The 13,156-nt window shown below is 68.4% G+C and carries 13 protein-coding genes; 3 read left to right on the forward strand and 10 right to left on the reverse strand.

Annotated features, from left to right (window positions below):
• Window positions 1-39 precede the first annotated feature (39 nt).
• Complete coding sequence (locus tag DYE23_RS18365; protein WP_115327847.1) at window positions 40-1,554, forward strand: amidase; 1,515 nt, start codon at window positions 40-42, stop codon at window positions 1,552-1,554.
• A gap of 10 nt (window positions 1,555-1,564) precedes the next feature.
• The gene (locus tag DYE23_RS18370; protein WP_013471374.1) at window positions 1,565-2,044 is read left to right on the forward strand and encodes a CAP domain-containing protein; all 480 of its coding nucleotides are present in this window, start codon (window positions 1,565-1,567) and stop codon (window positions 2,042-2,044) included.
• A gap of 8 nt (window positions 2,045-2,052) precedes the next feature.
• Here the strand turns inward: DYE23_RS18370 and era are convergent, their stop codons facing one another.
• From era to hrcA, 10 genes are all read right to left on the reverse strand, one after another.
• Window positions 2,053-2,967: a GTPase Era gene (gene era, locus DYE23_RS18375; RefSeq protein WP_011893590.1), complete on the reverse strand. Its 915-nt coding sequence runs from the start codon at window positions 2,965-2,967 to the stop codon at window positions 2,053-2,055.
• Window positions 2,964-3,290 (reverse strand): cytidine deaminase-like protein, encoded by a 327-nt coding sequence (locus DYE23_RS18380; protein ID WP_115327848.1) that lies wholly within the window; start codon window positions 3,288-3,290, stop codon window positions 2,964-2,966. The genes era and DYE23_RS18380 overlap by 4 nt, the downstream gene beginning before the upstream one ends.
• Entirely contained in the window at window positions 3,287-4,585 is a 1,299-nt protein-coding gene (locus tag DYE23_RS18385) for a hemolysin family protein (protein ID WP_011893588.1), read from the reverse strand. The genes DYE23_RS18380 and DYE23_RS18385 overlap by 4 nt, the downstream gene beginning before the upstream one ends.
• A gap of 28 nt (window positions 4,586-4,613) precedes the next feature.
• Complete coding sequence (gene ybeY / locus DYE23_RS18390) at window positions 4,614-5,150, reverse strand: rRNA maturation RNase YbeY (RefSeq protein WP_011893587.1); 537 nt, start codon at window positions 5,148-5,150, stop codon at window positions 4,614-4,616.
• A gap of 15 nt (window positions 5,151-5,165) precedes the next feature.
• Window positions 5,166-6,227 (reverse strand): PhoH family protein, encoded by a 1,062-nt coding sequence (locus tag DYE23_RS18395; RefSeq protein WP_115327849.1) that lies wholly within the window; start codon window positions 6,225-6,227, stop codon window positions 5,166-5,168.
• Window positions 6,228-6,281: 54 nt separating this feature from the next.
• Window positions 6,282-9,155, reverse strand: a complete 2,874-nt coding sequence (locus DYE23_RS18400; protein ID WP_115327850.1) for an MMPL/RND family transporter — start codon at window positions 9,153-9,155, stop codon at window positions 6,282-6,284.
• Window positions 9,155-9,574, reverse strand: a complete 420-nt coding sequence (locus DYE23_RS18405; RefSeq protein ID WP_099961561.1) for an MmpS family transport accessory protein — start codon at window positions 9,572-9,574, stop codon at window positions 9,155-9,157. Before DYE23_RS18405 ends, DYE23_RS18400 begins: the two co-directional genes overlap by 1 nt.
• 94 nt (window positions 9,575-9,668) lie before the next feature.
• On the reverse strand, window positions 9,669-10,424 hold the full coding sequence (locus DYE23_RS18410; protein ID WP_115327851.1) for a 16S rRNA (uracil(1498)-N(3))-methyltransferase: 756 nt from the start codon (window positions 10,422-10,424) through the stop codon (window positions 9,669-9,671).
• A gap of 16 nt (window positions 10,425-10,440) precedes the next feature.
• Window positions 10,441-11,586 (reverse strand): molecular chaperone DnaJ, encoded by a 1,146-nt coding sequence (gene dnaJ, locus DYE23_RS18415; protein WP_115327852.1) that lies wholly within the window; start codon window positions 11,584-11,586, stop codon window positions 10,441-10,443.
• A 51-nt stretch (window positions 11,587-11,637) separates the two neighbouring features.
• Window positions 11,638-12,669: a heat-inducible transcriptional repressor HrcA gene (gene hrcA, locus DYE23_RS18420; RefSeq protein ID WP_115327853.1), complete on the reverse strand. Its 1,032-nt coding sequence runs from the start codon at window positions 12,667-12,669 to the stop codon at window positions 11,638-11,640.
• 170 nt (window positions 12,670-12,839) lie between these two features.
• On the opposite strand from hrcA, the gene DYE23_RS18425 reads away from it, so the two are divergent.
• Window positions 12,840-13,154 carry a type II toxin-antitoxin system VapB family antitoxin gene (locus tag DYE23_RS18425; protein WP_011893580.1) on the forward strand — a complete coding sequence of 105 codons (315 nt, stop codon included), beginning with the start codon at window positions 12,840-12,842 and terminating at the stop codon, window positions 13,152-13,154.
• Window positions 13,155-13,156 lie beyond the last annotated feature (2 nt).

The following is a 13,156-nucleotide window of genomic DNA, read 5'->3' on the forward strand; positions in this document are numbered from 1 at the left end:
GGACGATTTCGGCCCGCAGCGCCGATAGGCTCTCAGGTGATGCCCGACTCCTCTGCACGCAGCACGTCCCGGAACCGCTTTCCGGACCGCTTTCCGACGGTGGCCAACCAGCTGTTTCAGCTCGCCAGCGGGACCGCCACATCCGTCGACCTGGTCCGTCGCTCACTGGCCGCCATCGAGGCCAGCCAGCCGACCCTCAACGCGTTCCGGGTGGTGCTCGCCGAGCGGGCGCTCGCCGATGCCGCCGAAGCCGACCGCCTGCGCGCCGCGGGACACGACCGTGCCCGCCGGCCGCTGCTCGGCATCCCGATCGCCGTCAAGGACGACGTCGACGTCGCCGGGGTGCCCACGCGTTTCGGAGCCTCGGGCGAGGTACCCGACGCCGTCGCCGACGCCGAGGTGGTGCGCCGGTTGCGTGCCGCCGGGGCGGTGATCGTCGGCAAGACCAACACCTGCGAGCTCGGCCAGTGGCCGTTCACCAGCGGGCCGGCGTTCGGCCACACCCGCAATCCCTGGTCTCGTGAGCACACGCCGGGCGGGTCGTCGGGTGGCAGCGCCGCGGCCGTCGCGGCCGGGCTGGTGGCCGCGGCGATCGGCTCCGACGGGGCGGGCAGTGTCCGCATCCCCGCGGCATGGACGCATCTGGTCGGCATCAAGCCGCAGCGGGGACGCATCTCGACCTCACCGTTGCCCGAGGCGTTCAACGGCATCACCGTCAACGGTGTCCTGGCCCGCACCGTCTCGGATGCGGCGATGGTCCTCGATGCGGCGGCGGGCAACGCCGCGGGCGATCTGCACACCCCCGCCCCGGTCACGGTGTCGGACTTCGTGTCCCGGGCGCCGGGCCCGTTGCGCGTCGCGGTGTCGACCAGGTTCCCGTTCACCGGATTCCGGGCCACGCTGCACCCCGAGATCCGCTCGGCGCTCGACGGGGTGGCCGACCAGCTCAGCCAGCTGGGCCACACCGTGCTCAACGCCGACCCCGACTACACCCTCGGGATGTCGTGGAACTTCCTGGCGCGGTCCACCTCCGGAATCCCGGAATGGATGGACCGGCTCGGCCATCGGGTCACCTGGGACAGCCGCACCCGATCCAATGCGCGGATGGGCCGGTTGCTCTCGCAGCACACGTTGCGCAAGGCCCGGGCCCGCGAGGCCGCCGCGCAGCAGCGCATCGGCTGGATCTTCAACCTCGCCGACGTGGTGGTGGCGCCGACGACCGCGCAGCCGCCGCCGGAGGCGCACGCGTTCGACGGCCTCGGCGGGCTGGCCACCGACCGCATGATGATCCGGGCGTGTCCGGTGACGTGGCCGTGGAACCTGCTCGGGTGGCCGTCGATCAACGTCCCTGCCGGCTTCACCTCCGACGGCCTGCCGATCGGGGTGCAGCTGATGGGCCCCGCCGACAGCGAACCGCTGCTGATCTCGCTGGCCGCAGCGCTGGAGGCCATCAACGGCTGGGCGACGCTGCAGCCCGAGAACTGGTGGGCGCCACAGCCGCCCACCGAGCCCGATCTGACCGCTCCGGACTCGGTGACCGGTCAGGTCGCGTAATGTGCGGCCAATGAGCATGGTCGTGCGCGCGCTGCCCGTCGTGGCGCTGGTGGCCGCGGCGGTGGCGGGTGTGCCCGCGGCCCAGGCGGACAATCGGCGCCTCAACGAGAGCGTCGTCGTCAACGTCTACACGATCCAGCACAAGCACGGCTGCCAGACCGAGATCAAGATCAACCCGCAGCTGCAGCTGGCCGCGCAGTGGCACGCCAACGACGTGTTGCGCAACCGGGCTCTCAACGGCGACATCGGATCTGACGGCTCGACCCCGCAGGTCCGCGCGAACAACGCCGGGTTCGTCGGCACCGCCTCGGAGACCGTCGCGATCAATCCCGCGCTGGCGATCAGCGGGATCGAGATCCTCAACCAGTGGTACTACCGGCCCGACTACATGGCGATCATGTCGAACTGCGCCAACACCGAGATCGGTGTCTGGTCGGAGAACAGCCTCGACCGCAGCGTCGTCGTCGCGGTCTACGGCCAGCCGGGCTGACCGCGGCCTCAGAACCCCAGCCGGCCCAGCTGTTTGGGGTCGCGCTGCCAGTTCTTCGCGATCTTCACCCGCAGATCGAGATAGACCCGGGTGCCGAGCAGCTTCTCGATCTGAGTGCGCGCCGCGGTTCCGACCTCACGCAACCGCGCGCCCCCCTTGCCGATCACGATGCCCTTCTGCGAGTCCCGTTCGACGTAGAGGATCGCGTGCACGTCGATCAGCGGGTCGTCCTCGGGACGGCCCGGGCGCTCCTCGACCTCGTCGATCACCACGGCCAGCGAGTGCGGCAGCTCGTCGCGCACACCTTCGAGAGCGGCCTCACGGATCAGCTCGGCCATCAACACTTCTTCGGGCTCGTCGGTCAGTTCGCCGTCGGGGTAGAACGCCGGACCGGGCGGCAGCTTCGAGACGAGCACGTCGGTGAGCACGTCGAGCTGGGTGCCCGAGGTCGCCGACACCGGCACGATGTCGGCGTCGGGACCGAACAGCTCGCTGACTGCGAGCAGTTGCTCGCCGACGCGGTCTTTGGACACCTTGTCGATCTTGGTGACGATCGCGATCAGCGTGGTCCGCGGGGCGACCGCGCGGATCTGCTCATAGATCCACCGGTCGCCGGGCCCGATCTTCTCGTCGGCCGGGATGCACATGCCGATGACGTCGACCTCGGAGTAGGTGTCCTTGACGAGTTCGTTGAGCCGCTGGCCGAGCAGCGTGCGCGGCCGGTGCAGACCCGGGGTGTCGACGAGGACGATCTGGAAGTCGTCGCGGTGCACGATGCCGCGGATGGTGTGCCGGGTCGTCTGCGGACGGTTCGACGTGATCGCCACCTTGGTGCCGACCAGCGCGTTCGTCAGCGTGGACTTGCCGGTGTTCGGCCTGCCGACGAAACAGACGAAGCCGGAACGGAATTCGGAATCGCTCACAGCGGCCGGCCCGCGCGGTCGGTCACGATCACGGCTGCGCCGTCGGAGAGCTCCCGCACCGCCGCGACACCCGCGTCGTCGGCCGAACCGCCCACCAGCACCGCCGCCTCCAAGCCGGCCGCGCCGCTGGAGACCGCCGCGGCGACCGCCGCCTGCAGCGCGGTCAGCGTCAGCGCGTTCAGACCGACGGGAGCCCCGGCGTAGGTCCGGCCGTCCAGGTCGCGAACGGCGGCGCCGCTGCCCGCGTCGGCACGGGCCATCGCGCCGCGTGCCAGCACCACCAGCTTCGCGTCTTCGTCGGTCAGCGCGTCAGACTGCGTCATTCGTGTCCTTCGTCGTCATCGTTCGGTGGTTCGACGGGGCTGACCAGCACGGTGCCGATCCTGACCCTGCCGCGCGGGTCGGGCCCACCTTCGGCGCGCAGCCGCAGACCGTCCCATTCGACCTCGGCGCCCGGCAGCGGCACCCGGCCCAACTCGAGGGCGACGAGGCCACCCACGGTGTCGACGTCGAGACCCTCGTCGAAGTCGATGCCGTAGAGCTCGCTGAGGTCTTCGATGGGCAGACGTGCCGAGACCCGATAGGACAATTCCCCGAGATCCTCGATGGGCGCCACCTCGTCGGTGTCGTACTCGTCGGCGATCTCACCGACGATCTCCTCCAGCACGTCCTCGATGGTCACCAGCCCCGCGATCGCGCCGTACTCGTCGACAAGCAACACCATGTGCACGCGGTCGCGCTGCATCTCGCTCAGCAGCGCGTCGAGTGGCTTGGAGTCGGGCACGAACACCGGCTTGCGCATCACCGCCGAGACCGCGGTGTCGCGTCCGCCGTTGTTGGAGTAGTAGGTCTTCTGGACGAGGTCCTTCAGGTACACGACGCCGACGACGTCGTCGACGTTCTCCCCGATCACAGGGATCCGGGAGTGTCCGCTTCGCACCGCCAAGGAGGTCGCTTGACCTGCAGTTTTATCACTTTCGATCCACACCATCTCGGTACGCGGCACCATGACCTCGCGGGCGGCGGTGTCCCCGAGCTCGAACACCGACTGGATCATGCGGCGCTCGTCGTCGGCGACGACGCCGCGCTGCTGGGCCAGGTCGACGACCTCGCGCAGTTCGATCTCCGACGCGAACGGGCCGTTGCGGAAACCGCGCCCCGGCGTCAGCGCATTGCCGATGAGCACCAGCAACCGGCTGATCGGGGTGAGCACCACCGAGATCGCCTGCAGCGGAAGGGCTGTCACCAACGCGATGGTGTAGGCGTTCTGGCGGCCCAGGGTCCTGGGCCCGACGCCGACGACGACGAAGCTGACGACCGTCATGATGGCGGCCGCGGCCATCAGCCCCCGGCTCACGCCCAGGTAGTCGTCGAGGTAGGCGGCCATCAGCACGGTGGCGCTGACCTCACACGTCATGCGCAGCAGCACGATCAGGTTGATGTAGCGGGGCCGGTCGACCATCAGCCTCAGGAGCCGTACGGCGCCCGGCCGCTCTTCGCGCACCAGCTCCTCGACGCGTGCGATGGAGACGGTGCTCAGCGCGGCGTCGGTGGCGGCGAACAGGCCGCCGAAGGCCACCAGCACGATCGCGCTGATCAGTTGTCCGACGTTGGTCACGGGGCCTCGCCGGGAGTGTCGCTGGGTGTCATGGAGTGTCGAAGTATCGGGATTTGTCGAGCAACCTGCGATCCTTCTCGTTCTGCCGGTCCAGATGGTAGGCCTCGACCTGCTCGGCCACCCACTCCTCGAGTAGTTCGCGCTGCAGCGCGAACATCTCTTTCTCCTCGTCCGGTTCGGCGTGGTCGTAGCCCAGCAGGTGCAGCACGCCGTGCACCGTGAGCAACGCGAGTTCCTGCCCCAGCGTGTGGCCGGCGTCGGCGGCCTGTTTGGCGGCGAACTCCGGGCACAGCACGATGTCGCCCAGCATCGACGGACCCGGCTCGGGGGTGTCGGGACGGCCCCCGGGTTCGAGTTCGTCCATCGGGAAGCTCATCACGTCGGTCGGACCGGGCAGGTCCATCCAGCGCATGTGCAGATCGGCCATCGCCGCGGTGTCGAGCAGCACCATCGACAGTTCCGCGGCGGGGTTGACGTCCATCTTGCGGATCACGAAGCGGGCGACGCTGACGAGTTCGGATTCGGATACGTCGATGCCCGACTCGTTGGACACCTCAATGCTCATGTTCTCTCAGTCCTGTCAGCGTCGCGGACGACCAGGGCCCGACGCGCGCCGCTGAGCCCGGTTCATCAGCGTCGGTTCCTCGAATTTCGAGTAGGCGTCCACGATTTCGGAGACCAACCGGTGGCGCACGACGTCGGCGCTGGTGAGTTCGGCGAAGTGGATGTCGTCGACGTCGCCCAGCACCCGCATCGCGGTGTTGAGGCCCGACGGTGCGCCGCCGGGCAGGTCGACCTGCGTGATGTCGCCAGTGACGACCATCTTCGAGCCGAAGCCCAACCGGGTCAGGAACATCTTCATCTGTTCGCCGGTGGTGTTCTGCGCCTCGTCGAGAATGATGAACGCGTCGTTGAGCGAACGTCCGCGCATGTAGGCCAGCGGCGCCACCTCGATGACGCCCGCGCTCATCAGCTTCGGGATCAGCTCCGGGTCCATCATGTCGTGCAGCGCGTCATACAGCGGCCGCAGGTAGGGGTCGATCTTCTCGCTCAGCGTTCCCGGCAGAAAGCCAAGGCGCTCACCGGCTTCCACCGCGGGGCGGGTCAGGATGATGCGGCTGACCTGTTTGCCCTGCAGCGCGCTGACCGCCTTGGCCATCGCCAGGTAGGTCTTGCCGGTGCCGGCCGGGCCGATGCCGAACACGATGGTGTGGGTGTCGATCGCGTCGACGTAGCGTTTCTGGTTCAACGTCTTGGGACGGATCGTCTTGCCGCGCCGCGACAGGATGTCCAACGTGAGCACCTCGGCGGGTGACTCCTCGACGGTGCCGTCCTGCATGCCGGCCAGCATCGCGACCGTGTGACGCACCGCGTCCGGGGTCAGCGTCTGCCCGCTGGCGACGACGGCGACCAGCTCCGAGACGGCCCGTTCGGCCAGCGCGACGTCATCGGGTTCCCCGGTGAGCGAGATCGCGTTGCCGCGGACGTGGATGTCGGCGGTGAGCAGCCGTTCGAGGGCGCGCAGATTCTCGTCGGAGGATCCCAGCAGACCCATGATCAGTCCCGGCGGCACGTCGATCCGGCTGCTACTGCGCGCTGACGACTGCGATGCGTCCGAGCTTGCATTCTCGCGGGGCGCCACGTGGAGTTTTCTGCCTGCTTTCTGGGTCGCGTTGTCGTCGGCGAAAGCCCCAGTTTAGCCCTGCTGCCCGCCGACGCCCAATGCCTGTTGCTGCGGGCGCGGACGCAGCGGCCGCGACCGCACCACCAGCGGCCACCAGAACCACCGGCCCAGCAGCGTCGCGATCGACGGCATCATGAACGCGCGCACGATGAACGTGTCGAACAGCAGTCCGAGCCCGATCGTGGTCCCGACCTGCGCGATGACCTTCAGGTCGCTGACCACCATGGACGCCATCGTCAGCGCGAACACCACGCCTGCCACCGAGACCACGCTGCCGGTACCGCCGATGGCACGGATGATGCCGGTCTTGATCCCGGCGCCGATCTCCTCCTTGAACCTCGACACCAGCAGCAGGTTGTAGTCCGATCCGACCGCGATCAGCGCGATGATCGACATCACCAGCACCATCCAGTGCAGCTCCACGCCGAGCAGGTGCTGCCAGATCAGCACCGAGACGCCGAAGGACGCGCCGAGCGAGAGCGCCACCGTCCCGACGATGACGACGGCGGCGACGAGGCTGCGCGTCAGCACCAGCATGATGACCAGGACCAGGCACAACGCGGACAGGATCGCGATCATCATGTCGTAGCGGGAGCCGTCGGACATGTCCTTGAAGGTGGCGGCGGTGCCACCCAGCTGGATCTGCGCGTTCTCCAGCGGCGTGCCCTTGAGCGCCTCGATCGCGGCGATCTTGATGGGTTCGACGCGGGCGAGCGCCTCCGGGGTGGTCGGGTCGCCGCGGTGGGACACCAGCATCCGGACGGTCTTGCCGTCGGGCGAGAAGAAGCTCTCCATGGCCCGCTTGAAGTCCTCGTTCTCGAACACCTCGGGTGGCAGGTAGAAGGAGTCGTCGTTCTTCGCCTCGTCGAAGGCCTTACCCATCTCCGTCGAGTCCTGGGTCAGCTCGTCCATCTGGTCGTAGAAGCCGCCCATGGTGGCGTACGTCGTGAGCATCATCTGACGCATGCTCTCCATCGTCTCGATCATCGGCGGGAACGTCGCGAGCATCTGCGGCAGCAGCGACCGCATCGTCTCCATGTTCACCAGCGCCTTGTCGAACGACTCGGTCATGGTGCTGATGCCGTCCATCGAGTCGAACAGCGATCGGAAGGACCAGCACAGCGGGATGTTGTAGCAGTGCGGTTCCCAGTAGAAGTAGTTGCGGATCGGCCGGAACTGGTCGTCGAAGTTGGCCACCATGTCACGGATCTGATGCACCGTCTGCTGCATCTCGGTGAAGTCGTCGATCATCACCGTGGTCACTTCCGACAACCGGGTCATCAGCCCGTACATCGTCCTCATGGTCCCGAGCGTCTTGCCGAGGTTGTCGGCCTGGGTCCGCATGTCGTCCATGCGATCCTGCATCAGCTTCATGTTCTGCTGCTGGCCGACACCCTGCATGCTGATCAGGAACGGGATCGAGGTCTTCGCGATCGGTGAGCCGTCCGGGCGGCTCGGCGCCTGCACCCGGGCCACTCCCTCGACGGCGAACACCCGCTTGGCGAGGCGGTCGAGGACCAGGAAGTCGGCCGGGTTGCGCAGGTCGCGGTCTGCCTCGACGATCAGGATCTCGGGACTCATCCGCGACAGCGTGAAATGCTGTGTGGCAGCCTGCAGCCCGGCGTTGGCGGGGATCGACTCCGGAACGTAGCGGGTGTCGTCGTAGCTCGTCTGGTAGCCCGGCAGTGCCGCCAATCCGACCAGGGCCAGCGCCAGGGAAGCCACCAGGATGGGGCCGGGCCAGCGCACCACCATCGTGCCGATGCGACGCCACGCGCGAATCCGCATGGCGCGCTTGGGTTCGAGCAGATTGAACCGGCTTCCGACCGTGACGATCGCAGGGCCCAGTGTCAGGGCGACGGCCACACCCGCGGCGATACCGACTGCACACGGGATGCCCATGCTCTGGAAATAAGGCATCCGCGTGAAGGACAGGCACAGCATCGCGCCGGCGATCGTCAGCCCCGAACCCAGCACCACGTGCGCGGTGCCGTGGAACATCTCGTAGTACGCCTCTTCGTGGTCGGCGCCCGACGCCCGCGCCTCCTGGTAGCGCCCCACCAGGAAGATCGCATAGTCGGTTCCGGCCGCGACGGCCAGCGAGATGAGCAGGTTGGTGGCGTACGTCGACAAACCGATGACGCCGACGTGGGCGAGCGCGGCGACGACACCGCGGGCGACCAGCAGCTGGATGCCGACGACGACGAGCAGAAGCAGCACCGTCGAGATCGACCGGTAGAAGAACAGCAGCAGCACGATGATCACCACGAAGGTGACCAGCAGGACCAGCGCCATGCTGCGCTCACCGGCGATGTTGACGTCGGCGATCAGTGCCGCCGGCCCGGTCACGTGCACTGTGACCCCGGGCGGAGGCGGCGAGTTCGCGACGATGTCGCGCACCGCGGCCACGGCCTCGTTCGATTCGGTCTCACCCATGTTGCCCGCGAGGTTGAGAGTCGCGTAGGCGGCCCTACCGTCGCTGCTCTGGGCCGCGGCCTCGGTCAGAGGATCGCCCCACGTGTCCTGGATGTTGCGGACGTTCTCGGTGTCGGCGAGCAGCGCGGCGATCAGGCCGTCGTAGTACTCGTGCGCGTCGTCACCGAGGGGCTGGTCGGTCTCGCTCTCCAGCACGATGAGCGCGATCGAGTCGGAGTCGGATTCCTCGAACAGCCGGCCCATGTCGGCCATCGCCTGCATCGACGGCGCGTTGCTCGGGCTCATCGACACCGCGTTCTTCGCGGCGACGACCTCCAACTGCGGCACCAGCGCATTGAGCGCCACGGCCAGCAGCAGCCAGCCCAGGATGATCGGCACGGCCAGGCGGCGGATCCACCGGGCGACGGACCGTGGCGTGCGCAGTGCGGCGCGGTCCCGAGAGGAGGACATCACGTCGCCTTGCTGAAGCAGTAGATGTAGGCGGTGTAGTTGTGGATGGTGCGTTCGTCCTTGAGTTCCCCGTCGGACAGGATCCGGCACCCGATGAAGTCACCGTCGCCTTGGGCGACGATGTTGCCCACCATCGCCGGGGAGTCCGTCTCGACCTCGATCGCCCACGGCAGAGGCGCGCCGATGATCTGGTTCGGGTCGCCTTCGTCGTCGATGTAGTTGATGTCGGCGGTCGCGCCGGGTTCTCCGAAGATCTCGTAGCGCACGATCTTCGGGTCGGACTTGTTGGTGTCGGCGGACATGCTGCCGGCGTAGGTGGGCAGCGGATGCGACGCGAACATGTTGCGGAGCCGCCAGACCGTGAAGCCGGCCACGAGGAGCACGATCACGAGAACGAGGGGTATCCACGCTCGGCTCAATCGGGTGAGAATCGGAAGTCCTTCTGGGTCGGGCGCACCCTCGGCGGGCCTTCTATGGAGGGAAGGCTAACCTATCTAACTTCCGGCCGGGGAACTACCCCCGGGGGGTTTGGTCCGACCAGCGCCCGGTCAGCACACCGAGTGCGCCGAGCGCCACCGCGGCGGCTGTCGACGTCCGCAGCACCGTCGGACCGAGCCGCACCGCCATCGCGCCCGCGTCGGTCAGCGCGGCCAGTTCCTCGTCGGCGACTCCGCCTTCCGGACCGACGACGAGGGTCAGCGATCGCGCCGTCAGGTCGGCTTCGGTCAGCGGCCGGGTGGCCGACTCGTGCAGCACCAGCACGGTCGCGGGACCCGCGTCGCGGGTGAATCCGACGAGATCCTGCGTCGAGACCGGCCCGCGAACCTCGGGGATGTGGGGGCGTCGCGATTGCCGCGCCGCCGACCGGGCGACCGCGCGCCAGCGTCGGAGGCCCTTGTCCACCTTGGCCGCCCCGTCCCAGCGGGCGACGCAGCGGGCCGCCTGCCAACCGAGGAACGCATCCGCGCCGGCCTCGGTGGCCAGCTCGATCGCCAGCTCGGAGCGATCGGATTTGGGTAGCGCCTGCACGACGGTGACCGCCGGCGTCGGCACCGGCACCAGGATCCGGTCCTGAACACGAGCGCTCAGGTGGCCCTTTCCCACGTCCTCGACGACGCAGTGCGCGACGGCGCCGGCGCCGTCGGACAGGTCCAGATGCTCGCCGACCCGGGTCCGGCACACGGTGGCCGCGTGGTGGCCCTCGTCCCCGTCGACGACCGCGAGTTCGCCGGCGCCGGGGAGGGAATCGACGTAGAAGAGACTCCTCACGCGACGCGCCGGCCCGCTAGCGTCCGGTGAAGGTCTCGCGCAGTTTCGAGAAGAGGCCGCCGCCCGATCCGTTGCCGCTGCTCTGCGCCGAGCGCACCTCGGCCGCCGCGCGGGTGCGTTCTTTGAGCGCGCGCAGCAACTCGACGTCCTCGTGGTCGAGGCGGGTCGGAACGACGACGTCGATGTGGGCGTGCAGATCGCCGCGCACTCCGGACCGCAGGTGCGGCATCCCGTGCCCGCGCAACGTGGTGACCGCTCCGGGCTGGGTACCGGCCGGGATCGTGATGTCGGTGGGACCGTCGAGGATCGCGTCGACCGAGACGGTGGTGCCCAGCGCCGCGTCGACCATCGGCACCGAGACGGTGCAGTGCAGGTCGTCGCCGTCGCGGACGAAGACCGGGTGGGGCTTCTCGTGCACCTCGACGTAGAGGTCGCCGGCCGGGCCGCCGCCGGGACCGACCTCGCCCTGGGCCGCCAGCCGCACCCGCATGCCGTCTCCGACGCCGGCCGGGATCTTGACGCTGATCTCGCGGCGCGCGCGGACGCGTCCGTCGCCGCCGCAGCGGTTGCACGGATTCGGGATGACCTCACCGACGCCGCCGCAGACGGGGCACGGACGCGAGGTCATCACCTGACCGAGCAGCGAGCGCTGCACGGTCTGCACCTCGCCGCGTCCGCCGCAGGTGTCGCAGGACGTCGGTGTGGAGTCGCCGTGGGTGCCCTTGCCGTGGCACAGGTCGCACAGCACAGCGGTGTCGACGGTGACCTGCTTGGTCACGCCGGTGGCGCATTCGGCCAGGTCGAGACGCATCCGCAGCAGCGAGTCGGAGCCGGGCCGGACGCGGCCGATGGGTCCGCGCGATGCGGTCCCGCCGCCGAAGAACGCCTCGAACACATCGCCCAGACCGCCGAAACCGGAGAATCCCCCGCCACCGGCCGCCGCGGACTCCAGCGGGTCGCCGCCGAGATCCACGATGCGGCGCTTCTCCGGGTCGCTGAGCACCTCGTAGGCCGCACTGATCTCCTGGAAGCGCGCCTGGGCGCCCTCGTCGGGATTCACATCGGGGTGCAGCTCGCGGGCGAGCTTCCGATAGGCGCGCTTGATCTCAGAATCACTCGCGCCCTTGCTCACTCCGAGCAGCCCGTAATAGTCGCGTGCCACGCTCAACCTTTCCCACCCGACCGATCCGCGTAAACCCCTGTGGGCCGCAGATCAGCGGTTACCTAAGACCTCGCCAATATAGAGAGCAACAGCGGCGACGTTGGCAATGGTTCCCGGATAGTCCATCCGTGTGGGACCCAACACACCCATGCCGCCGAAGACCTTGCCCGCGCTGCCGTACGCGGTCGTGACCACCGAGGCCCCGGCCATCTCCTCGGCCTCGGTTTCGTGGCCGATACGCACCGTAACCTTGCCGGCCTCCTGCTGCTTGGCCAGCAGCCGCAGCACGACGACCTGCTCCTCGAGCGCTTCGAGCACCGACCGTAGCGAACCGCCGAAGTCGGCGGTGTTGCGCGTCAGGTTCGCGGTGCCGCCGAGCAGCAGACGCTCCTCACGGTGTTCGACCAGCGACTCGACCAGCACGGTGGCCGACCGTCCCACCGCGTTCGCCAGGCGACCCTGCCCGCCGAGATGCGACGCCAGATCCGACACCGCGATCGACGCGGTCGTCAGCGGCTTGCCTTCCAGGGCCTGGCCCAGAAGATCCCGCAGCTGGGTGAGCTCGTCCTCGTCGATGGCGTCGCCGAGTTCGACGATGCGCTGGTCGATGCGGCCCGAGTCGGTGATCACGATGAGCAGCAGCCGCGCCGGGGTCAGGGCCACCACCTCGAGGCGCCGCACCGTCGACGTCGACAGCATCGGGTACTGCACCACCGCGACCTGCCTGGTCAGCTGTGCGAGCAGCCGCACCGCGCGGCGCAGCACGTCGTCGAGATCGACACCGGATTCCAGGAACGACAGGATCGCGCGACGTTCGGCGGACGACATCGGCTTGACGTCGTCGAGCCGGTCGACGAATTCGCGGTAACCCTTCTCGGTGGGCACGCGGCCCGAACTCGTGTGCGGCTGGGTGATGTATCCCTCGGCTTCGAGGACGGCCATGTCGTTGCGCACCGTCGCACTGGAGACCCCGAGATTGTGACGATCCACCAGGGTCTTGGAACCGATCGGCTCCTTCGTCGCGACGAAATCCGCGACTATGGCCCGCAACACCTCGAATCGACGGTCTTCAGCGCTCCCCATGGTTCACCTATCTGAAGAAAACTCCGACCTGGCCGCGTCCATTTTAGGGTGCGCCCGGTCGGCGCTGATCGGACAAGCCCGCGGACCCGAGGCGGGACAGGCCTAGGCAGGCTAACCTGACCACACAGAACCAGGTAATTGCGTGGGCAAGCGGCAGCGAAGGCGCGTCGATGATCTTCAAAGGGGTTCGCGATGGTCGGCCCTACCCCGACCACGGGTTGTCCCATCGCCAGTGGGCGCAGATCCCGCCACGTCAGATCCGGCTCGACGAGCTCGTCATGACGACGACCGTGCTGGCACTCGACCGACTGCTCTCCGAGGATTCGACGTTCTACGGCGACCTGTTCCCGCACGCGGTGAAGTGGCGCGGCAACGTCTACCTGGAGGACGGCCTGCACCGGGCCGTGCGGGCGGCCCTGCGCAACCGGACGGTGCTGCACGCGCGGGTCTTCGACATGGACGGTCCCCTGCCCCAACCGGGCTGACG

It is taken from the genome of Mycolicibacterium gilvum (assembly GCF_900454025.1).
GTDB classification, from domain to species: Bacteria; Actinomycetota; Actinomycetes; order Mycobacteriales; family Mycobacteriaceae; genus Mycobacterium; species Mycobacterium gilvum.

Excerpts from the sequence above, each read along its gene's own strand:
- DYE23_RS18365 (WP_115327847.1), top strand. The coding sequence starts at position 40 with ATGCCCGACTCCTCTGCACGCAGCACGTCCCGGAACCGCTTTCCGGAC.
- DYE23_RS18370 (WP_013471374.1), top strand. The coding sequence starts at position 1,565 with ATGAGCATGGTCGTGCGCGCGCTGCCCGTCGTGGCGCTGGTGGCCGCG.
- DYE23_RS18380 (WP_115327848.1), bottom strand. The coding sequence starts at position 3,290 with ATGACGCAGTCTGACGCGCTGACCGACGAAGACGCGAAGCTGGTGGTG.
- ybeY (WP_011893587.1), bottom strand. The coding sequence starts at position 5,150 with ATGAGCATTGAGGTGTCCAACGAGTCGGGCATCGACGTATCCGAATCC.
- DYE23_RS18400 (WP_115327850.1), bottom strand. The coding sequence starts at position 9,155 with ATGTCCTCCTCTCGGGACCGCGCCGCACTGCGCACGCCACGGTCCGTC.
- hrcA (WP_115327853.1), bottom strand. The coding sequence starts at position 12,669 with ATGGGGAGCGCTGAAGACCGTCGATTCGAGGTGTTGCGGGCCATAGTC.
- DYE23_RS18425 (WP_011893580.1), top strand. The coding sequence starts at position 12,840 with ATGATCTTCAAAGGGGTTCGCGATGGTCGGCCCTACCCCGACCACGGG.